Source organism: Roseateles subflavus (assembly GCF_030285365.1).
Lineage (GTDB): Bacteria > Pseudomonadota > Gammaproteobacteria > Burkholderiales > Burkholderiaceae_C > Roseateles_B > Roseateles_B subflavus.
Genome location: NZ_JASVDS010000005.1, coordinates 268,735 through 288,881, shown reverse-complemented (window position 1 = coordinate 288,881; position 20,147 = coordinate 268,735). Strand labels below are relative to the sequence as shown.

22 protein-coding genes are annotated in these 20,147 nt (G+C 74.0%); 14 read left to right on the top strand and 8 right to left on the bottom strand.

Annotated features, from left to right (window positions below; translation table 11 throughout):
• Positions 1-64: 64 nt before the first annotated feature.
• Together QRD43_RS18110 and QRD43_RS18105 are read left to right on the top strand one after the other, a co-directional pair.
• Positions 65-2,590 (top strand): catalase, encoded by a 2,526-nt coding sequence (locus tag QRD43_RS18110; RefSeq protein WP_285983907.1) that lies wholly within the window; start codon positions 65-67, stop codon positions 2,588-2,590.
• A 38-nt stretch (positions 2,591-2,628) separates the two neighbouring features.
• Complete coding sequence (locus tag QRD43_RS18105; RefSeq protein WP_285983906.1) at positions 2,629-3,447, top strand: DUF2334 domain-containing protein; 819 nt, start codon at positions 2,629-2,631, stop codon at positions 3,445-3,447.
• Between the two features lie 29 nt (positions 3,448-3,476).
• Here QRD43_RS18105 and QRD43_RS18100 read toward each other — a convergent pair whose 3' ends face one another.
• Both QRD43_RS18100 and QRD43_RS18095 read right to left on the bottom strand, forming a co-directional pair.
• Positions 3,477-4,652 carry a glycosyltransferase family 4 protein gene (locus tag QRD43_RS18100; RefSeq protein WP_285983905.1) on the bottom strand — a complete coding sequence of 392 codons (1,176 nt, stop codon included), beginning with the start codon at positions 4,650-4,652 and terminating at the stop codon, positions 3,477-3,479.
• 89 nt (positions 4,653-4,741) lie between these two features.
• Positions 4,742-5,740, bottom strand: coding sequence for an SDR family oxidoreductase (locus tag QRD43_RS18095; RefSeq protein WP_285983904.1), 999 nt, complete (start codon positions 5,738-5,740; stop codon positions 4,742-4,744).
• Positions 5,741-5,855: 115 nt separating this feature from the next.
• Between QRD43_RS18095 and QRD43_RS18090 the strand changes: the two genes are divergently transcribed.
• The 5 genes from QRD43_RS18090 to QRD43_RS18070 all read left to right on the top strand — a co-directional run bounded on the left by QRD43_RS18090 (position 5,856) and on the right by QRD43_RS18070 (position 9,282).
• A complete protein-coding gene (locus QRD43_RS18090; protein ID WP_285983903.1) occupies positions 5,856-6,236 on the top strand; it encodes a hypothetical protein in 381 nt (126 codons plus the stop codon).
• The gene (locus tag QRD43_RS18085; RefSeq protein WP_285983902.1) at positions 6,233-6,796 is read left to right on the top strand and encodes a hypothetical protein; all 564 of its coding nucleotides are present in this window, start codon (positions 6,233-6,235) and stop codon (positions 6,794-6,796) included. Before QRD43_RS18090 ends, QRD43_RS18085 begins: the two co-directional genes overlap by 4 nt.
• Before the next feature lie 16 nt (positions 6,797-6,812).
• Entirely contained in the window at positions 6,813-7,733 is a 921-nt protein-coding gene (locus QRD43_RS18080) for a DUF4142 domain-containing protein (protein WP_285983901.1), read from the top strand.
• A gap of 28 nt (positions 7,734-7,761) precedes the next feature.
• Complete coding sequence (locus QRD43_RS18075) at positions 7,762-8,271, top strand: CBS domain-containing protein (RefSeq protein ID WP_285983900.1); 510 nt, start codon at positions 7,762-7,764, stop codon at positions 8,269-8,271.
• Positions 8,272-8,403: 132 nt separating this feature from the next.
• Positions 8,404-9,282, top strand: coding sequence for a PRC-barrel domain-containing protein (locus QRD43_RS18070; RefSeq protein ID WP_285983899.1), 879 nt, complete (start codon positions 8,404-8,406; stop codon positions 9,280-9,282).
• Between the two features lie 120 nt (positions 9,283-9,402).
• Here QRD43_RS18070 and QRD43_RS18065 read toward each other — a convergent pair whose 3' ends face one another.
• Positions 9,403-9,672 carry a hypothetical protein gene (locus QRD43_RS18065; protein ID WP_285983898.1) on the bottom strand — a complete coding sequence of 90 codons (270 nt, stop codon included), beginning with the start codon at positions 9,670-9,672 and terminating at the stop codon, positions 9,403-9,405.
• A gap of 133 nt (positions 9,673-9,805) precedes the next feature.
• On the opposite strand from QRD43_RS18065, the gene QRD43_RS18060 reads away from it, so the two are divergent.
• The gene (locus QRD43_RS18060) at positions 9,806-10,228 is read left to right on the top strand and encodes a hypothetical protein (RefSeq protein WP_285983897.1); all 423 of its coding nucleotides are present in this window, start codon (positions 9,806-9,808) and stop codon (positions 10,226-10,228) included.
• A gap of 15 nt (positions 10,229-10,243) precedes the next feature.
• Here the strand turns inward: QRD43_RS18060 and rpoN are convergent, their stop codons facing one another.
• Entirely contained in the window at positions 10,244-11,764 is a 1,521-nt protein-coding gene (rpoN, locus tag QRD43_RS18055; RefSeq protein WP_285983896.1) for an RNA polymerase factor sigma-54, read from the bottom strand.
• A gap of 525 nt (positions 11,765-12,289) precedes the next feature.
• On the opposite strand from rpoN, the gene QRD43_RS18050 reads away from it, so the two are divergent.
• The 4 genes from QRD43_RS18050 (at position 12,290) to QRD43_RS18035 (ending at position 16,780) form a co-directional block, all read left to right on the top strand.
• Positions 12,290-12,595 carry a BON domain-containing protein gene (locus tag QRD43_RS18050; RefSeq protein ID WP_285983895.1) on the top strand — a complete coding sequence of 102 codons (306 nt, stop codon included), beginning with the start codon at positions 12,290-12,292 and terminating at the stop codon, positions 12,593-12,595.
• A gap of 70 nt (positions 12,596-12,665) precedes the next feature.
• Positions 12,666-13,805: an AI-2E family transporter gene (locus QRD43_RS18045; RefSeq protein ID WP_285983894.1), complete on the top strand. Its 1,140-nt coding sequence runs from the start codon at positions 12,666-12,668 to the stop codon at positions 13,803-13,805.
• A 35-nt stretch (positions 13,806-13,840) separates the two neighbouring features.
• Positions 13,841-16,204, top strand: coding sequence for an ATP-binding protein (locus tag QRD43_RS18040; protein WP_285983893.1), 2,364 nt, complete (start codon positions 13,841-13,843; stop codon positions 16,202-16,204).
• A gap of 114 nt (positions 16,205-16,318) precedes the next feature.
• Positions 16,319-16,780, top strand: coding sequence for a PA2169 family four-helix-bundle protein (locus QRD43_RS18035; RefSeq protein ID WP_285983892.1), 462 nt, complete (start codon positions 16,319-16,321; stop codon positions 16,778-16,780).
• Between the two features lie 31 nt (positions 16,781-16,811).
• On the opposite strand, the gene QRD43_RS18030 is transcribed toward QRD43_RS18035, so the two are convergent.
• From QRD43_RS18030 to QRD43_RS18015, 4 genes are read right to left on the bottom strand one after another with little or no spacing between them, the layout of a single operon-like run.
• Entirely contained in the window at positions 16,812-16,982 is a 171-nt protein-coding gene (locus tag QRD43_RS18030) for a YetF domain-containing protein (protein ID WP_285983891.1), read from the bottom strand.
• 52 nt (positions 16,983-17,034) lie between these two features.
• Positions 17,035-17,580, bottom strand: a complete 546-nt coding sequence (locus QRD43_RS18025) for a hypothetical protein (protein ID WP_285983890.1) — start codon at positions 17,578-17,580, stop codon at positions 17,035-17,037.
• Entirely contained in the window at positions 17,577-18,089 is a 513-nt protein-coding gene (locus tag QRD43_RS18020) for a hypothetical protein (RefSeq protein ID WP_285983889.1), read from the bottom strand. Before QRD43_RS18020 ends, QRD43_RS18025 begins: the two co-directional genes overlap by 4 nt.
• Complete coding sequence (locus QRD43_RS18015; RefSeq protein ID WP_285983888.1) at positions 18,086-18,400, bottom strand: hypothetical protein; 315 nt, start codon at positions 18,398-18,400, stop codon at positions 18,086-18,088. Before QRD43_RS18015 ends, QRD43_RS18020 begins: the two co-directional genes overlap by 4 nt.
• A 270-nt stretch (positions 18,401-18,670) precedes the next feature.
• On the opposite strand from QRD43_RS18015, the gene QRD43_RS18010 reads away from it, so the two are divergent.
• Both QRD43_RS18010 and QRD43_RS18005 read left to right on the top strand, forming a co-directional pair.
• Entirely contained in the window at positions 18,671-19,492 is an 822-nt protein-coding gene (locus QRD43_RS18010) for an SDR family oxidoreductase (protein WP_285983887.1), read from the top strand.
• Positions 19,489-20,118, top strand: a complete 630-nt coding sequence (locus QRD43_RS18005) for a D-glycero-alpha-D-manno-heptose-1,7-bisphosphate 7-phosphatase (protein ID WP_285983886.1) — start codon at positions 19,489-19,491, stop codon at positions 20,116-20,118. The genes QRD43_RS18010 and QRD43_RS18005 overlap by 4 nt, the downstream gene beginning before the upstream one ends.
• The last annotated feature ends 29 nt before the right edge of the window (positions 20,119-20,147 follow it).

Here is a 20,147-nt window from a genome sequence, read left to right as displayed (position 1 = left end):
GGGCAGGAGCGGCAATCGCCATACCCTGCCCGCCCTCTTTGCAGGGCCATCCCAAAGGACTTCCATGACGCCCGCCAAGCCCCCCTCTCCTTCCAGGAAATCCCCGCGCGCCTCCTCGCGCCCGCCGCCCGCCGCCGGGGCCGCGCCGCCGGTCGGATCGGCCCTGAGCACGGTGTCCGGCCCCTCGACGGTAGCGCTCGATGCGCGCGGCCTCGAGGCCACCCGGACAGCGGCGCAGGCCCGCCTCCTGCAGCGCGCCGCCGGCGTCGAAGCGATGGCCCAGGCCATGCCCGCCAACCGGCACAAGGCGGCGGAGTACGGTGCGGCGCAGGCGCTCACCCCGCCCGCGGGCGAGCAGGTCCCGCCCGGCCATGACGACCTCACCGCCAGCACGCTGACCGAGCACCAGGCCTCGCACAAGCTCGGCGACGGCCTGCCGCGCACCGGCACGAACGCCAGCAACGAGTCGCTGGACCGCGTGCGCGTGGACAGCAGCGCGCAGGCCCTGACGAGCAACCAGGGCGTGCGCGTGGCCGACAACCAGCACTCGCTCAAGGCCGGCCCGCGCGGCCCCGCCCTGTTGGAGGACTTCCTCCTGCGCGAGAAGCTCACGCACTTCGACCACGAGCGCATCCCCGAGCGCGTGGTGCATGCGCGCGGCACCGGCGCGCATGGCTACTTCGAGTGCTACGACGGCCTGGCCGAGCTGACGATGGCGGCGCCCTTTGCCGGGGCCGGCAAGCGCACCCCCGTGTTCGTGCGCTTCTCCACCGTGGCCGGCGAGCGAGGCTCGGCAGACACCGTGCGCGACGTGCGCGGCTTCGCCGTCAAGTTCTACAGCGAGGACGGCAACTGGGACCTCGTGGGCAACAACATGCCCGTGTTCTTCATCCAGGACGCCATCAAGTTCCCGGACCTCGTGCACGCGCTCAAGCCCGAGCCGCACCACGCCATGCCGCAGGCCTCCAGCGCCCACGACACCTTCTGGGACTTCGTCTCCCTGATGCCCGAATCGACCCACATGCTGCTGTGGCTGATGTCCGACCGCGCGCTGCCCCGCAGCTACCGCATGATGCAGGGCTTCGGCGTCCACACCTTCCGCCTGGTCAACGTGCAGGGCGAGAGCCGCCTGTGCAAGTTCCACTGGTCGCCCGTGGCCGGCACGCACGCGCTGCGCTGGGATGAGGCGGTGAAGATCGCCGGCGCCGACCCGGATTTCCACCGCCGCGACCTCTGGGAAGCCATCGAGGCCGGACTGCAACCCGAATGGGAGCTGGGCCTGCAGGTCTTCTCCGAGGCCGAGGCCGGGGCCTTCGACTTCGACGTGCTCGATGCCACCAAGCTCGTGCCCGAGGAGCTCGTGCCCGTGCGGCCCGTGGGGCGCCTCGTGCTGACGCGCAACCCGGACAACTTCTTCGCGGAGACCGAGCAGGTCGCCTTCTGCACGGCCCACCTCATCCCGGGGCTGGACTTCACGAGCGACCCGCTGCTGCAGGGCCGCGTGCATTCCTATGTCGACACCCAGCTCACCCGCCTGGGCGGGCCCAACTTCCACGAGATCCCGATCAACACGCCGATCGCGCAGGTGCACAACCACCAGCGCGACGGCCTGCACCGGCAGGCCATCGCCCGCGGCCGGGTGGCCTACGAGCCCAACTCGCTGGCAGGCGGCTGCCCCTTCCAGGCCGGACGGCTGGGCTTTGTGAGCTTCCCGGAGGTCGTCGAGGGCACCAAGCTGCGCGCCCATCCCGAGCGCTTCGCCGAGCACTTCGCGCAGGCGCGGCTGTTCTGGCGCAGCCAGACGCTGGTCGAGCAGCAGCACCTGGTGGCGGCCTTCCGCTTCGAGCTGTCCCGCGTGCAGGTGCCGGCGGTGCGCGTGCGCGTGCTGTCCCTGCTCGCCGCGGTGGATAGCCGGCTGGCGAGCGCCGTCGCCGCCGGGCTGGGCCTGCCGGTGCCACCTGCCGCCCCCACCCTGGCCCACCCGGCCCATGCTGGCGCCGACACGCCGCCCCACGCCCCGGCCGACGCCCCCGTGTCCAGCGCGCTGTCGATGCTCGCCCGTCCCGGCGACGGTCAGCCGGCCGGCCGCCGTGTCGCGCTGTTCAGCCAGACCGGGATGGACGTCGAAGGCCTGCTCGCCGTGCACGCGGCCCTCCTCGCCGCGGGCGCCGTGCCGCGTTTCGTGGGGCATCGGCTCGGAGCGCTCGATCCCACGCCCGCCCTCGGGCCCCTGCAGGTCGAGGCCACGCTCGAGGCCCTGCCCTCCGTGCTGTGGGACGCCCTCGTGCTGCCCGACGCGCGATCGGCCGACGGGCGCGGTCTGCCGCTGCAGCACCAGGCCGAGCTCGTGGACTTCGTGCGGGACCAGTACCGCCATGGCAAGCCCCTGCTCATGCTGGGCGACGCCGCCGAGCTGCTGCGCGCCGCCGGCGTGCCCGAGGCGCTGCTGGACGGCGAGCCGGAGATGGGCCTGTTCCGTGGCGGACCGCCCGACGATCCCGCGCTGCGGGTGGATGCGGACGTCGTCGGGGCCTTCATCGCCAGCCTCGGCCGCCCCCGGCACCTGGCCCGCGAAGGGCTGATGGGCTAGCGGCCCGCCCCTGGGCGCACGCCTTGCCGGTGGCGCCCATGACTGCTCCCACCCCCGCCCCCCATCGGAGCGCCGCGGCCGGTCCGGCCCGCCCCCTGGCCGATGCCCTGCTGCCCGGGCAGAAGCTGCTGGCCGCCGTCATCCACGACGTCGCCCCGGAGACCTGGTCCCGCTGCCGCATCCTCGTGGCGGCGCTGGAGGGCCTGGGCATCGCGCCGCTCAGCCTGCTCGTCGTGCCGCATTACCACGGCGGGCCCCGCAACGTGGCCTTCGAGCGCTGGCTGCTGCAGCGGGCCGCCCTGGGCGACGAGCTCGTGCTGCATGGCTACGACCACCGGGACCCGCTGACGCCCCAGGGCCCCGCGCAGCGCTGGCTGCGGCGCGTCTACACCGCCGGGGAGGGCGAGTTCGCGGCGCTCGACCACGACGAGGCCCTGCGCCGGCTGCGGGCGGGTCGCGACTGGATGGGCTCGCTGGGCGTGCGGCCGGCCGGCTTTGTGGCGCCCGCCTGGCTGATGAGCCGCGGGACGTGGGAGGCGCTGCGCGAGCAGCCGCTGCGCTACACCTGCACGCTGCGCGAGGTGACGCTCCTGCCGCAGGGGCCCTCGCTGCGGTGCACGGCGCAGGTCTGGAGCAGCCGCTCGGCCTGGCGGCGGGCGGCCTCCATCGCCTGGAACGGCGCGCTGCGCCGACTGCAGTCCGACCGCCTGCTGCTGCGCCTGGAGCTGCACCCGGCCGATGCCGGCCACGCCTCGACCTGGGCGTCCTGGCGCGACGTCGCCATCGCGGCCATGGGCCAGCGGCGGCAGGCCGTCCGCCTGGAGCAGCTGGCCGATCTGCTGGCCGACACGGCCTGACAGGGCCTGACAGGCCCTGTGAGAGGGACTCAGACGGCCGGGGCCTTGAGCGCCTCGGCGGGCGCCGGGGCCTCGCGCAGGGCCAGCAGCGCCGCCTCGAAGGCCGCCAGCACGCCGGCGTGCGGATGCTTGAGGGCCGTGGCGCGTGCCTGCCGCCGCAGCGACTCGTACACGCTCGGCGGCGCGGCGAAGCGCAGCACGCCGTCGAGGAAGGCCGTGTCATCCCCCACGGTCGCCAGGAAGCCGTTGACGCGCGGCACGATGAGATCGCCCGCGGCCGCCGTGTTGAAGGCCAGCACCGGCAGGCCCGAGGCCATGGCCTCCAGCGTGACGTTGCCGAAGGTGTCCGACAGGCTCGGGAACAGGAAGGCATCGGCACTGGCATAGCAGCGCGACAGCGCCTCGCCGCGCAAGGTGCCCAGGAAGCGGACCGCCGGATAGCGCCGCTCCAGGCGCGCCCGCAGCGGCCCGTCGCCCGCGACGACCATGCGGCAGTCGGGGCGGGCCCGGCTCAGCAGCGCGTGGGCCCTCAGCGCCAGCTCCACGTTCTTCTCCGCCGCCAGGCGTCCGACGTACAGCAGCACGATGCCCCGCTGCGCCTGCCAGTCCTGCCGCAGGGCGTCCGATCGCCAGGCGGGCGAGAAGCCCTCGGTGTCGACCCCACGCCCCAGCCACTGCAGCTGCGTGAAGCCCCGCGAGGCCAGGTGGCGGTAGGTCGTCATCGAGGGCACGAAGGTGCGCTGCGTGCGCTGGTGCAGCTGCCGCAGGCCGGCCTCCACGAGCGGGCTCAGCCAGCCCAGGCCGTAGTAGCGCGTGTACTGGTGGAAGTTGGTGCGGAAGTCCGCGCTCGCGGGCAGGCCCAGGCGCCGGGCGGCCAGCAGTGCGGCCCAGGCCAGCGGGCCGGGGGTGGCGAGGTGCACCTGCTCGACCTGCATGGCCTGCATCCGCGCCGCGAGGGACGCGACGCTGGCCAGCCCGAAGCGCAGGTCGGGATAGACCGGGATCGGGCAGCCGCGAGTGAGCCACTGGTCTCCCTCGCCCCCCGCGCCCGCCTCCGCCGGCCCGGGCCGCTCGTGGGCCTGCGCGGGCCGGATGAGGTCCACCAGATGGCCGCGGGTCCGCAGGTGGCGCACCACCCGCTCGACGCTGAGGGCCACCCCATTGACTTCGGGCGGATAGGTTTCGGTGACGTAGGCGATGCGCACGGACGCTCCTTGCGTTCGGGGAGGGGCGGACAGAAGGCCTCAGGCGGCAATCCGTGCGCCTGCCCCCGCGGCCCGGGGCGTTCAGCCGCTCAGATCGCGCCGACGCTGCCGGTCACCGGCAGCACCAGGCCCGTGATGTAGGAGGCGCACACGGGCGAGGCCAGGAAGACATAGGCGGGGGACAGCTCTTCGGGCTGCGCGGGCCGCTTCATGTCGCTGTGGCGGCCGAACTCGGCGACCTGCTCGGCGCTCAGGTCCGCGGGATTGAGCGGCGTCCAGACCGGCCCCGGCGCCACGGCATTGACGCGGATGCCCTGCGGCAGCAGGTTCAGGGCCAGCGACTTGGCGAAGGCGTGGATCGCGCCCTTGCTCGTGGCGTAGTCCAGGAGCCTGGGGTTGCCGCGCAGGCCGGTGGAGGAGCCCGTGTTGATGATGCAGGCGCCGCGCTTCAGGTGCGGCAGCGCGGCCCGGGCCATCTGCAGATAGCCATCGATGTTCGTCTGGAAGGTCAGGGCCAGCTGCTCGCGGTCGATCTCCAGCAGCGAGTCGGCGTGACGCTGGTAGGCGGCGTTGTTCACCAGCACGTCGAGCCGCCCGAGCTCCGTCACGCAGCCGCGCACGGCCAGCTCGCAGAAATCGGGGTCCCGCACGTCCCCCGCCATCAGCACGCAGCGCCGGCCCTCGGCCTCCACGTGGAGGGCGGTCTCCCGGGCGTCATCGTGGGAGCGGTGGTAGACGATGCAGACGTCCGCGCCCTCGCGCGCGAACAGCACGGCCACGGCCCGGCCGATGCCCGAGTCCGCCCCGGTGATGAGCGCCACCATGCCCTCGAGCTTGCCGCTGCCGCGGTAGTGCTCGGCCCGATAGCGCGGGGGCGGCTCCAGCGCCGATTCCGCCCCCGAACCCGCCAGGTGCTGAGGCGGCAGGGCGGACGGATGAGGCGTGGGGCCCGTCTGGATCGCCTCGTCCCTGGCGCTCGACGACGTGGGGGCTGCTGTGGGGGCTGCTGTGGGGGCTGCTGTGCGGGCTGGCGTGGCGGCAGGGGTGGCGGCAGGCGCCGGCGGGTGCCGGGAGCGGGGATCGGCCATGGCGGGACTCCTCAGAGGCATCAGGCGGGTGGGGGCAAGGCGCGCGCCGGAGTCGGCGCGGGTGCGGAGATTGCAGGCCGTCGAGCCGCCCCGTCCCGGGTGGCAGGAGAAGCCGATGCCCACCACCCCCTTGCCCCTCGCCCAGCCGGTGGCCATGCCCATGGCCCTGCTCATCACCCCGCTGCTGCCCCCCCCGCCGGCGTGGGAGGCCCACATCAATCCGCCGATCCCGCCCGAGCTGCCGCCGCTGTCACCGCCGCCGCATGGGCCGCAGCGCTCGCCCGACCCGCCGCCGCCGGAGATCGACGAGCCGGAGCCCATCGAGAGGCCGCCCCCCGTGCGGGAGCCCCCGGAGATTCCGGCGCCGATGGGGCGGCGCGGCGATGCCCGGGCCCGCCGGGACGCGTCCCCCGCTCTGCCGCAGGATTTGCCGACAGGTGTGCCGCTTCGGGCATGCGGCGCCGGCCGCGCTCCGCGGCCGCCGAACGGCGCATGAGCCGGCCGGCAGGCCCGGCCCCGCTGCTGCGCCGCATCCTGCAGCGCGGCGCCTGCGCGGCGCTGGTCTCGGGCCTCCTGCTGGTGCGCCAGGGCCGGCGGGACGCCTGCAGCGGGGCAGCACCGCTCAATGCCATCAGCCACTGGCTCTGGCCCGAGAGCGCGCTGCGCCAGTGCGGGCTGAGTGCGCGCTACACGCTGGTGGGCGCGATCATCCACTGGGGCGCCTCGTGCTTCTGGAGCGCGATCTACGAGGGCCACCGCCAGGCCGGTGCACCGCCGCCGCGCGCGCGCCCGCCCAGCCGGAGGCCGCCGGCGCCGGCGAGCGAGGTGCCGAGCCACGACCTCGTCAACGCCCTCGCCCTCAGCGCCATCGCCGCCTGGGTCGACCTGGTGCTGGTGCCGCCGCGCCTCAGCCCGGGCTTCGAGCGGCACCTGAGCGACGCCAGCCTGTGCCGCGTCTACCTCGCCTTCGGGATCGGGCTGGCCTGGGGCGGGGCGCGCGGCCGGCGCGCACACCGATTGCCTCCCGGCACGCGCCAGCTTCATGTTGAAAGCTGATGACAGGAGGGATCCGATGAAGCCATCCCATCGAACGCACCGTCTGACCCCGCTGGCCCGCTGGCTCATCACCGCCGCGGTGGTGAGCCTGGTCGGCGTCACCGCCGGCCCGTGGCCGGGCGCCGTCGCCGCGCCGCTGACGGGCGCACCCGCCCTGCAGTCCACCCCCCCATCCACCCAGGGGCAGCCGCGCGCGTCCAAGCCGACGCGCGCGCCCGCGGCCTCCGGGCCGCATTCCGACGGCGCGGACGCCGTGCTGACGGACCGCCAGCGCGCCGACAACGCCTCGGGGGGCCGGCTCAAGCGCGCGGACCAGCAGTTCCTGACCCAGGCGCTGGCCTCGGGCACGGCGGAGGTCGAGCTGGCCCGTCTGGCGCAGAGCCGCGCGCAGAACGCCGAACTCCAGCGCTTCGCCGAGCACCTCGTGGAGGACCACACCCGCGTGAACGGGGAGCTGCGGGCGCTCGGCAGCCGCGCCGGCCTGGACTGGCCCGAGAACCGCGGGATGCCGTCGGGCAGCACGAGCGGGAGCGGCCCCGCGGGCGCCGCCATGGCCTCCTCGTCCGCCAGCGCCTCGCCCCTGCCGTCCGATGCCGCCTCCGGGGCGCCGCCCGGGGCTGGCCTGCGGACGACACCCGGCACGGCCGTGAACAGCGGGAGCAGCGGGAGCGCCGGCATGGGCACGCCCGCGCTGTCCGCCTCGGCGCAGCGCACGATGGAGCGGCTGCAGGGCCTGAGTGGCGCGGACTTCGACCACGCCTTCGTCCAGCAGATGGTCAGCGACCACAAGCGCGCCGTCGCCGACTTCCAGCGCGCGGCTGCCAGGGCCTCGGACAGCGACGTCCGGCGCTTTGCCCAGCAGACGCTGCCGAGCCTGCAGGCGCATCTGCAGCAGGCGCGGACCCTCGGCGCGCGTCTCGCCAGCCGTTCGCGTTGATGGCGGCGCCATCGCCCCGGGAGACTCCATGAACAAGGTATCGGATGTGATGACGCGCGGGGTACAGCCCCTGACGCCGGATGACAGCATGCTGCAGGCCGCGCAGGCGATGGAGATGCTGGAGGTGGGCGCGCTGCCCGTGTGCGAGGGCGGGCGCCTCGTCGGCATGGTGACCGACCGCGACCTCGTGCTGCGCGGTCTGGCCCAGGGCTACCCGCCCGCCACGCGCCTGGACGGTCTCATCTCCCGGCAGGTCCAGAGCTGCCACGAGGACGACGCGCTGGACGACGTGCTCCAGCGCATGGCGGACACCGGCATGCGGCGCCTGCCCGTGCTGGACGGGTCCCAGCACCTGGTCGGCATGGTCACCCTGCGCGATGTGGCGGCCAAGGCCGTGAAGCGCCTCGGCGCGGCGCGCGCCGGCGAGGCGCTGTCGGACACCGCCCGGCCTCCCGCCACGTCCCGCGCCGGCCCGCGCACCCGCGGGACCACGAGGGGCGGCACGGCGAAGGATCCGTCGCAGCAGGTCGGTTCCTGAGGGCTGCCGATCTCGTGCACGGGCGCGATGCGTCCGCGAAGAAGAACGGGGGCATGGGAATGGGACTTGCCGGAGAACGGGGACCGCCTCGCCAGCGCGCGGCGGTCAAGCCCCTCAACTTCGGAGTCCCCCATGCATGACCACTTCCATCGAGCCCCTGGCCGTGGGCGCTGCCGCTTCCTGCTGACGGCCCTGGCCCTCGGCGCTGCCTCGCTCTCGACCTCGGCCGCCCTCGCGCAGGCCGCCTCCGTTCCCGGCCATCCCGCCCCGCAGACGTCCGCCACCCCACCGGCCACACCGGCCACCGCCCGGGATGCCCGCGTCAGCCAGCTGATCGGCAAGGACGTGCGCAATCCGCAGGGCGAGAAGCTCGGGGAGATCAACGACCTCATCGTCGACGTCAACAACGAGGTGGTGCACTACGCCATCCTCTCCTTCGGCGGATTCCTGGGCGTGGGCGACAAGCTCTTCGCCTACCCGCTCAATGTGTTCCGGCATGCCTCCGACAAGGACGAGCTGGTGCTGGACATCGACAAGGAGAGGCTGCGCCGCGCGCCTGGCTTCGCCCGCAACCACTGGCCGGACTGGGGCTCGCCCGACTACAGCAACTCGGTGCGCCGCCATTTCGGCGAGGCCGACCGGATGACGCCGCGACCCAATGCGCATCTGCTCCGCGCGAGCAAGCTGATGGGCAAGAACGTCGATGACAACAACGGCCGCGGCGCGGGCGAGATCCAGGACCTGGTCGTGTCGATGTCCACCGGGCGGCTGCGCTACGCCGTGCTGGAGTTCGACCGCGCCTGGAACATGAACGACAAGCTGCTGACCCTGCCGATGAAGGCCCTGCGCTTCCCGGCGCAGGAGCGGGCCAATGTCGTGCTGCTGGTGCCGCGCGAGCAGCTCGACGCCAAGCAGGGCTTCGAGAAGCGCCAGTGGCCGGACGTCAACGACCCGACCTTCCGCCGCCAGGTGGACAGCTCGCTGGAGCGCCTGGGCGCCGCCGTGCGCTGACGACGCACGCCGAAGCTCGCCACGCCCCGGGGACGCGACGGCCCGGGGCGTGGCGTCATGAAGAAAGCCGGCCTCACGCATCGGAGTGCCGGCTTTCTTTCGAAGACAGGGCGGGAGGCGTCAGGGCGTCGCGCTCGCGCCGGAGGCCGGCACGGTCGGCTGGGGCATGGGCGACGAGGCGGGCAGGTCGGGCTGGACGCTCCGGTTGTCGGGGGCCGGCACCTCGCTGCGGCGCTGGCAGGCCGACAGCGAGGCCACGGCCAGCGCACAGACGATGAGTACGCGCGCCGGGCGCGCCGCCGTGGACGGGGGGCAGGTCTTGCCCTTCGCGGGCACGCCCGGCGGCTGACCCGGTGCAGCACCCAGCTCATTCACCTTCACTTGCATCATGTCGATCTCCTCAGGGCACGGCGCCATTGCCGTCGCCCCGACGGGAGCAAGCCGTGTGCCCTGCCCGCCCCCGGGGTCCGGCTTGCCTGGCACGGGCTGGACATGCCCCGTCCGTCACATCGAAGGACCTCCGATGACGCACCCCAGCGACCGACCGCGCAAGCCCGCCGCGCCGGACCGGCGGCCGCCGGCCGTCATGCCCCAGCCCCACCCCCAGGCCGGCCCGCCCGACCCGCCGGCACGTCTGCGCGGCCATGGCCCGGTCGCGCCCGGCTCCCCAGAGCCGGCCGATGACCACGAGCTGGCGCTGCCGCACGAGCGGGACGAGTCCACGGGTTCTGCCTCGACGGGCCAGGGTGGCCGCGGCGAGGCCGGGCGCCGGCAGCGGCGTGTGATGCAGCAGGCCGCGGACGACCTCGCCCAGGGGCAGGTCGACACCGACCTGCATGCCCCCCCCGGGCTCGACGCCGAACGGCGCGACGCGCTGCTGGCGCCCGCCACACCGGCCACACCGCCCGCCACCCCGCCCGTCACGCCCTCCAAGCGCCGCGGATGACGCGACGGCCCGGGATCAGTGGTGCTGTCGTCGCCGCTCGACCGCGTCGATCTTCAGCATCTGCCGGTACTTGGTGACGGTGCGCCGCGCGACGACGAGGCCCTGACGGGCGAGCAGCCGGGTGATGTCGGCATCCGACAGCGGCGCCGAGGGTTTCTCGGCCTCGATGATGTCCTTGATGAGCCCCCGGATGGCCGTGCCCGAGCAGGGGCTGCCGTTGCTGCTGACGATGGCGCGCGAGAAGAAGTACTTGAGCTCATAGACGCCGCTGGGCGTGGCGAGGTACTTGTTGTTCGTGACCCGGGACACGGTGGACTCGTGGATGCCCACTTCATCGGCGATCTCCTTCAGCCCGAGCGGCTTCATGGCCATGGCCCCGAACTCGAGGAAGTGCCGCTGCCGCTTCACGATGGCCTCCGCGACATCGAGGATGGTCGCGAAGCGCTGGTCGATGTTGCGCAGCGTCCAGCGCGCCTCCTGCAGGTGGCTGGCCATCTCGCCATCGCCCTGGCGCCGGTGGCGCTGGAAGAGCTCGGCGTAGATCTGGTTCATGCGCACCTTGGGGATGACCGCCGGATTGAGCTGCACGCGCCAGCGGCCGCCCACCTTGGACGTCAGCACGTCGGGCACGATGTAGCCGGCATGGCTGCTGCTGAAGCGCCATCCCGGGCGCGGGTCCAGGCGGCGCAGGCGCAGGCACACCGCCTCGGCCTCGGCCGGCGTGATGCCCAGACGCTCGGCCAGGCCGTTCATGTCCCGCGAGGCCAGCAGCGCGATGTGCTCGCGCACGATGCGCTCCGCCAGGCGGCGCGTGTGCTCGCAGGGAATGCCGGGCAGCTGCAGGCAAAGGCTCTCGGCCACGCTGCGGGCGCCGACGCCGGGCGGGTCCAGGGCCTGCACGCGACGCAGGGCGATGTTCATCTCGTCCTCGTCCGCCGCCGGGTCCAGGCCACTGAGCGGCGCCAGCTCCTCCAGCGGCGTGCGCAGGTAGCCATCGTCATCGACGGACTCCGCCACGATGCTCGCCAGCACGCGGTCGCGCACGCTCAGCTTCAGCACCCGCAGCTGGCCCAGCAGGTGCTCGTGCAGATTGATGGGCACGGGCGTGAGGTCCAGCGCGCCGAACTCGCCGTCGTCCGCACGCCCGCTGCCACCGCTCTCGGCCCGCCAGATCTCGCGGTCATCCAGCCCCTCGCCCTCGCCGTCCGGCAGATCGGAGCTCACTGGCGCCACGCTCTCGAGCCGGTCCTCGAAGGGGCGGTCCAGCCCGACCTCGGTCGGCACGTCGGCCGCCGTGTCGTGGTGTCCATCGACCGCCCGCGTCTCGGCCATCGAGGCCATCGCCGGCAGCGGCGCGCCCTCCTCCGCCCCCTCGGCCGTTTCCAGGAAGGGGTTGCGCCCGAGCAGGTCGTGCACCATGGCGCTGAAGTCGAGTGAGGACATCTGCAGCAGCCGGACGGCATGCTGGAGGCGGGGCGACAGCGCCTGCGTCTGCCGCTGCGCCGTGCGGAGTTCGTGGAAGATCATCAAGGGCATGCTCCAGTCGTGTGAGTGAGGGAGCGCCCGCCAGGGGCGCCGTGTGGCCGGTGATTTGCAAGTCCCATGCCGACCCGCTCCGCAACGGCCGATGACCGGCGCTGCGGACCGCGTGCCAGCCCGCGCCGCAGGTGCCGGATTTGCCCGCTCTGCCGGGCGCGGCGCGGGGCCACTGACGGTCGATGTCCCGTGTGTAAGCAGGCGTAGCCCGGCGTCGCGGTGAGGCCCCGCCGTTCGCTTCGTGGACAAGGGCCGCCAGCGCCAGCGCCGCCGCCGGCGACACCGGCAAGATTTGCCGCAACTTCTGCTGGCCCGCCGCCGCGCCTCGCTTCCTCTCATCCCCCGCCCGCGAAGACAGCGGCACGGGCGCGGCGTTTGCCCGAGCCGGCGGCGGGCCTGTCCCGCTCCCTCAACTTCAGGAGCACACGCATGAAGCATCTCGAGGCCCTCGGCCGGTCCACCCTGACATCTCACGCCCCCCTCCGCCGGGCCCCCCGCGCTGCCGGGGCCGTCCGCGCCGCTGCCGTGGCGACCGCCGTCCTCGCGCTCGCCCTCGGCGGGCTGCAGGGCTGCGCCGTCACCAGCGGCCAGAGCTCCGTCGGCCAGTATGTGGACGACGCCACCATCACGACGCGCGTCAAGGCCCGCATGGCCGAGGACCCGACGGTGGCCGCGATGCGCATCAAGGTGGAGACGCTCAAGGGCGAGGTCCAGCTCTCCGGCTTCGCCACCAGCCAGGCGGAGAAGGACAAGGCCGGTGCCATCGCGGCCGCGGTGCCCGATGTGAAGGGGGTGCGCAACAGCATCGTCGTGAGCAAGCCGGACCAATGACCGCCCTGCGCCTAGCCCTCGTCATGGCCGGGCCCGCCGCCCCTCGGCCGCCGCCCGTGGACGCTGCGCAGTGCCGCAGGAGCGCCTGACCGCCTGGACCGTCCTGCGTCACGCGTGGGCGGTCCGGGGGCTGTTCCTGCTGGCCCTGGTCTTTGCGCTGCGGGAGGCCCGCTCCTTGCTGGTGCCCGTCGTGATCGCCCTGCTGCTGGCCATCGTGCTGACGCCGGCGATCCGCTGGCTGCACCGGCGGGGCATCGCCCAGCCGCTGGGTGCGGCGATCTTGGTGGGGGCGCTGCTGGCGGTGGGCGGCACGGTCGTGGCGCTGCTGGCGGAACCGGCGGCGCAGTGGTGGGACCGCGCGCCGCGGACGATCGGCGCGGTGCTGTCCCGCATCGACCGCTGGCGCGGCGAACTGCCGGGGCTGGTGCCCTGGGTGAGCGGACGCCCCGGTGCGAGCCTCGAGGCCGCGGACTCGGTGAAGGCCAAGCTCGCCAGCGAAGGCGTGGCCCTGACCGGATCGCTGCTGACTCAGGGCGTGGGCTTCACCTTGTCGGCCGCATCCACGGTCATCCTGCTCTATTTCCTGCTGGCGTCGGAGCACTGGCTGCTGTCCCGCTGCATCGAGGCCCTGCCCGCGCGGCGGCGTCTGCGCGCGCTCGTGCTGGGCGGTCTGCGGGCCTTTCAGCGCGACCTCTCCCGCTATGTGCTCACGCTGACGCTCATCAACCTCGGCGTCGGCTTCGCCACGGCCCTGGTGATGAGCCTGCTGGCGCTGCCCAATCCCGGCCTCTGGGGCGTGGCCGCGGCCTTGCTCAACTTCGTGCCTTACATCGGCCCCTGGGCCACGGCTGGCGCCCTGACGCTGGCGGGGGCCATGGCGGAGTCCAGCGGCCTCGCCCTGCTGCATCCGGCACTGGGCTTCCTGGCCATCCATGCGGTGGAGAGCAATCTCGTGAGCCCCTGGCTGATCGGGAGCCGGCTGGCGATCAATCCGCTGTCGGTATTCCTGTCGGTGCTCTTCTGGGGATGGCTGTGGGGCCTGGCGGGTGCTCTGATTGCCGTCCCCTTGCTGATCAGCCTGCGCTGCATCTGTCGTCGCAACCGTAAACTGCGCATCGTGGCACTCTACCTCTCTGCCAGCAGCCGCCCCTGTGCAAGCCTGCGAAGCTTGCTGGGCCCCGGCCGATCGGCGCCCAAGGTCCCGGGTTGAAGTGGGTCACCTCCTGGCGTGTTGGATATCGGCCCATGCTTGAACGCGATGATGTCGATCGCCCGATGAGCCCCCTGCGGGTGCCGGGCTGGCGCCGGCTCGGCCAGCGGCTGAAGCATCTGCTCGGCCGCGCCGTCACGCCGGCGCTGTCGCTGCGGGCGCGCCTGGTGTGGCTGGTCCTGGCCGTCGCCCTGCCCGGCACCGTGGCCTCCCTCTGGACGGCCTGGGGCGCCAGCGAGGAACGCCAGGCCCGCCAGCTGAGGGACGACGCGCGGGCGCTCGCCATGAGCGTGGACCGCGAGCTGGCGCAGCGCGCGACCATCGCCCGTGTGCTGGCGCTGTCCGGCGAGCTGGACCATCTCCCGTCCCTCGACGCCGTGCCGCTGCAGCGCCTGCAGGAGCAGGCCGCACGGGCCATGCAGGGCCTGGAGGGCTGGGTGCAGCTGAACACGGCCGACGAGGTGCTGTTCAGCACCCGCGGCGTCGGGGGTGACACACCAGCCGCCGCGCCACCGGGCTCGCGCCAGCCGCGCGCACCGGGCGCGTCGCCGCTGGCGAACCGGCCGGTGGTGGACGGGCTCGTCGAGGGCCAGGCCCTGCCCCCCGGCGTGCCGGCGCATCTCTCGCTCCTGCAGCCGGTCGAGCGCCGGGGGCAGGTGCTGGCCAACGTCGAGGTCACGCTCCTGCCGCAGGAGATCCGGCGCCTGGTCGATCGCCAGGAGCTGCCGCCGGGCTGGCGGGCCGCCGTGCTCGACAGCCGCGGTCAGGACCTCACGCATGTCGCCGGGGCCGACTCCCCGCGCGTCGACCTCGGCACCTGGCCGGCGCTGCAGGCGCAGATGCAGGCGCACGACGAGGCGCTGTTCCGGGGGGCCGATCCCGCCGGCGCGCCCGTAACGGCCTTCTTCAGCACCTCGCCGCAGGGGTGGAGCGTGCTGCTCATCGCGCCGCCCGGCGGCCTCGGTGCACCGGCCGCGCAGCCGCTCGTGCCCATCCTCGCCACGGCCCTGGTCCTGATGGCCACGGGGATCGCGGGCGCCCTGTGGCTGAGCCGGCGCATCGCCCGGCCGCTGGACGAACTGACCTCGATGGCCCAGTCCCTGCAGTCGGGCCGGCCGCTGCGCGAGCGCCAGACCGGCATCGCGGAGTGGGACAACGTCTCGCGCGCCCTGGTCAGCGCCAGCGAGACGATGCGCCAGGCCCGCAGCGAGCTGGAGCGCCGGGTGAGCGAGGCCGTGGAGCGCACGCGCGCCAACGAGCAGCTCAGCTCGCGCAGCCAGCGCATCGCCGCGCTGGGCCGCCTCACCGGCGGTGTGGCGCACGACTTCAACAACCTGCTGGGCATCATCAGCAACAGCGCCCACCTCATCCAGCGGCATGTCCAGGCCGAGGGCGTGCAGGTGCCGCTGGGCGCGATCCGCCGCTCGGTGGAGATCGGCAGCCGGCTGACGCAGCACCTGCTGCGCTTCGCCGGCCAGCAGTCCGTGCATCCGCAGGCGCTGGACCTCGCCAGCATGTTGAACGACCTGCGGGTGCTGCTCAGCACCGTGCTGGGCAAGCGGGTCGAGCTCAGCATGGACCTGCAGCCGAGCCTGCTGCTCGTGACGGTCGACCCGTCCGAGCTGGAGCTGGCCCTCATCAACATCGCGCTGAACGCGCGGGACGCCCTGAACAGCAGCGGGCGCGTGCACTTCGCGCTGCGCTACGCCCGCCCGGAGGAGACTCAGGGGCTGGCACCGGGCGAGTACGTGCTGATCGAAGTGGCCGACAACGGTCCCGGGATTCCGGCGGACATCCTGCCGCGCGTCTTCGAGCCCTTCTTCACCAGCAAGCCGGCCGGACGCGCCACCGGCCTCGGCCTGAGCCAGGTCCTCGGCTTCTGCGTGCAGGCCGGCGGGACGGCCTGCATCGCAAGCCCGCCCGAGGGCGGCACCGTGGTGTCCCTGCTGCTGCCGGCCACGCAGAACCGCCACGGCACCGGGCCGGCCGGCGGCCCGCCGGCCAATGGCAGCCTGGCCGGCGCGCGCGTGCTGCTGGTGGAGGACAACGAGGAGCTCAGCCGCATCACGGCCTCGCTGCTGCGGTCCTTCTCCTGCCAGGTCATCTGCGTCTTCAATGCCGACGAGGCCCTGCGCCGCTTCGGCACCGGCGCCGGCATCGACGTGGTGCTGTCGGACGTCATGATGCCCGGCCGCATGGATGGCCCGACCCTCGTGCAGGCCCTGCGCGCCCTGCGCCCGGAGCTGCCCGCCGTGCTGATCAGCGGCTACAGCGACGTCCAGCGCGAGGCGCCGGGAGTCATCATCCTGCGCAAGCCCTGCTCGCCGTCCCAGCTGCTGGACGCCCTGCGCCGGGCCATGGCCAGCCACCGCCCGTCCGCCGACGCCGAGGCGCACTGAGCGAACGCCCGCCCGCCGCGGGCATGAGGCTTGCTGCCCGACAGGCGGGCGCCGGGCGCATGAAGACCCGATGCCCTTGATCCACTCTTGAATCCACTATCCGGAGGCCCAGCCATGGACAAGGACGATGTCATCGACACGCTCAACACCCTGATCGAGACCAGCAAGGACGGCGAGCACGGCTTCACCGCCTGCGCCGAGCACGTGCGCAGCGCCACGGTGCGGCAGATCTTCGCTGCCCGGGCGATGGAGTGCCGCGAAGGCGCGCTGGAGTTGCAGCGCCTGGTGCGGGAGTACGGGGGCAAGGCCGAAGATGAAGGCAGCGTCGCCGGCGCCATGCACCGCGGCTGGGTCAGCGTCAAGGGCACGCTGGCGGGCTACACCGACCTGGCCATGCTCGAGGAATGCGAGCGGGGCGAGGACGCGGCGCTGGCCCGCTATCGCAAGGCCTTGCAGCAGGAATTGCCGGCCGACGTGCTGCTGGTGGTGCAGCGCCAGATGAGCGGCGTGCAGCGCAACCACGACCAGATCCGCCGGCTGCGCGACGAAGCCCGTCAGCACGAGCACGGCGGCTGAGTCCCGCGGGCTTGGAACGCCCCGCGGCCGCTCAGTCCTTCGGCACGACGGTGATGCGGCCGTCGCTCTCCCTGCGGGCGCTGTCCACCTGGTCCAGCGCTCGCAGACCTGCCCGGTGCAGCGCGGCCATCAGCGCCTCCCGCGTGATCATCTCGCGCCGCAGATGGGCCTGCAGCACCTCCCCCCGCCGCACCAGCAGCATGGCGGGCGGCTCAACACCTCCGCCCAGGCCGGCGGCGGCGGCCAGGCGGGGGTCATGTCTTGCCTTTGGCGTCGTGCGAGGGAGCGGCTGCGCCGGGCCCCGCGCTCGACGGGGGCCGGTCGCCCTGCCCGCCGGCAGCATGGGGGCGAAGCCAGCGCTCCGCCAGGGCGGCCAGCTGGGCCTCGGCGGCGCGCTCGATCGCGGGCTGCACCATTTGCCGCAGCAGGGGCCACGCAGCGGCCACCAGGACGGCACCGAGCCCCGGCAGGGGGTGCGGCGCTTCGGCCGCCGGTTCCCGCCAGGAACGCCGCCCCCCGCTCGGCCCCTCACTCGGCCCCGGCCCCCGGCGCCGCCACAGCAGCGCCAGCAGCGCGCCGCCGGCCAGCCCGATGACCCCGGGCACGAGGGCGGACCGGGCCCATCGCAGGGGAGAGGTCTGCTGTTCGAGCGCCCCCCAGGCGTGCCGGATCTCCCGCCGTCGTCGCGCCATGCGCTGCTCCACGGCCTGGAGCTGCAGGTCCCAGGGCGCTTCGCCGAGGGCGGCGTTGCGAGGGGGGCGGCCCTGGCGGTCAGGCCCATGCCCAGGCACTGCGCTCATGGTGTCGACCTCCCCTGCCGCGCGCCCTGGCCTGCCTCCTGCCGCAGCGGTGCGTGCTCGTCCGGCGCTCCGGATTCCGGGTCCGGGACCAGCTGCCGCCGCAGCGACTCCCACGTCAGCAGCGACCGCAGCAGGCGCGCCTGCGACAGGCACAGCGCCAGCACGCCCGCATTCGCAAGCACGACGACGGCGCAGGCCAGCGGCACGCTCAGTCCCGCCTCGGTCAGCACGACGGCCAGCCCGGCCCAGAAGGAGAGCCAGGCGGTGAGCAAGGCCGCCCAGGCCAGCAGCGTGAGCCACAGAAGCCGCTCCATCACCTGCCACGCCCGCTGAAGTTCGAGCGACAGCAGCTCCAGACCGTCCCCCAGCAGCCCCAGCACGCTCAGGACCAGGGTCTGCAGCCCGCCGAGCCAACCGGACTCGCCCGGCGCCGAGTCATCGTGCGGCGCCTGCGCCTGCCCGGACGGTGGGGCCTGGGCGGCGTCCGTCTCGCCCGCCGACGGCCTCACCGGGAGAGCCTGGCGAGGAGCACGCCCAGGGCCAGCGCCGCGGCGATGGTGGTGAGCGGATGCTCGCGCACGCTGCTGCGCACGCCATCCCGCCATTCGCGGCCCAGCTGCCGCATCTGGTCGGCGCGGGCATGGAGCATCTCGCCCGTGGTGTCCAGCTGGTCCCGCAGCTTCTCGGCGGCCGGCGCGGTCTGTTCCTCCAGGCGATCGATCGTGTGGTGAGCCCCCTCGGCGGCGCGGTGCACCAGGTCGGCGGGCGATTGCGAACGGTCCTCGGACGCTGACTCGGCGCCCCCCTGCTTGTGGTTCATGGCCATCGTGATGTCCTTTCGGTGGTGTGCGGATTGCAGTAGCACGCGGCGGGCTCGCCGTGACGACCGGGGCATCAGCTGCCCCACCGGCGGCCCCCGCGCGGCCGGAGGCCCTGGCCACCGGCAGCCCCGATCGGCAAGGCGCATGCCGAGGCCCGGGGGCAACGCCCGCCCGGCGCCGCGGGGCCGCGTGCGAGGCGAGGGCCGGGCACGCGCCCTGCTCCCCTGCCGCCGTCCTGAACTCCACGCCTGAGCGCGCATCGCCCGATCATGAACAGCCCCCTGTCCATCACCGCCCCGGTCGACACCCACACCCCAGCGGCCCCCGACGACCTCGCCCGCGAGGCGGCGCGCCCGGCCACGCAGGACCGCCCGCTGCGCGGCCGCGTGGTCCTGATCACGGGCGCCGGACAGGGGCTCGGCGCCGCGCTCGCCCGGGAGCTGGGGGCGCAGGGCGCGCGGCTCGCGCTGGCCGACCAGCACCCGCAGCGCGCCGAGGACGAGTCCGCCGCCCTGGCCGGCGCCGGCATCGAGGCCCGCGCCTATGCGCTGGACGTGGCCGACCCCGCCCAATGCATCGACGTCGTGACCCGCGTCGACCAGCACTTCGGCCGGCTCGACGTGCTGGTCAACAACGCCGCCACGGACGTCACCGCGCCGATGGACGAGCTGACGGTGCCGGACTGGCTGCGCATCCTGCACACCAACCTCACGGGGCCTTTCGTGCTGAGCAAGTACGCCGCCGCCCGGATGGCCGACCACGGCGGCGGCCACATCGTCAACATCGCCTCGACCGCCTCCAAGCGCGCCTGGCCCAACGCCAGCGCCTACCACGCCAGCAAGTGGGGCCTGCTCGGCCTGTCCCATGCGCTGCACGCCGAGCTGCGGCCGCAAGGCATCCATGTGTGCGCCGTCGTGGCGGGCGGCATGCGCACGCCCTTCCTGCTGGACCGCTTTCCGACGCTGGACCCGGCACTGCTGCAGGAGCCGGCCGCCGTGGCGCGGGCCATCCGCCACGTCCTCTCGCAGCCGGCCGGCAGCTGCGTCGCCGAGATCACCGTGCTGCCCGAGCGGGAGACCTCCTGGCCATGAGGGCGCCGCTGGTCGAGCGCAGCGGGCGCCTGGACGGGCCACCGGCCGGCACACGCCGCGTGCTGCGCCCGGCCGTGTTCATCGACAAGGACGGCACCCTCGTCGAGAACGTGCCCTACAACGTCGACCCGGCGCGGCTGCGCTTCATGCCACAGGCGGGCCGGGTGCTGCGGCGGCTGGCCGATGCGGGCTTCGCGCTCGTGGTGGTGAGCAACCAGAGCGGCATCGCGCGCGGCCTGTTCACGGCGGCCGACCTGCTGAGGCTGGAGGCCGCGCTGCGGCTGCGCCTGCTCGAGGCGCATGGCGTCGACCTCGACGCCATGCTCAGCTGCCCGCATCTCCCCGATGCCCGCGGCGCGCCGGCCTGCGCCTGCCGCAAGCCGGCGCCCGGCCTGCTGCTGCAGGCGGCCGCACTGCTGGCGCTGGACCTGCGGCGCTCCTGGATGATCGGCGACACCCTGGACGACGTGGAGGCCGGGCATCGCGCCGGCTGCCGCGCCCTGCTGTTCGACAGCGGCGGCGAGACACTCTGGCGGGCCGGCCCGCTGCGGGAGCCCCAGCAGCGCGTGACGCACTGGAGCACGGCCGGGGCGCTGATCCTCGCAGACGCCCGGGGATGGCGCTGAGCCGGGCGCCGGCAGCACTGGGAACGGCA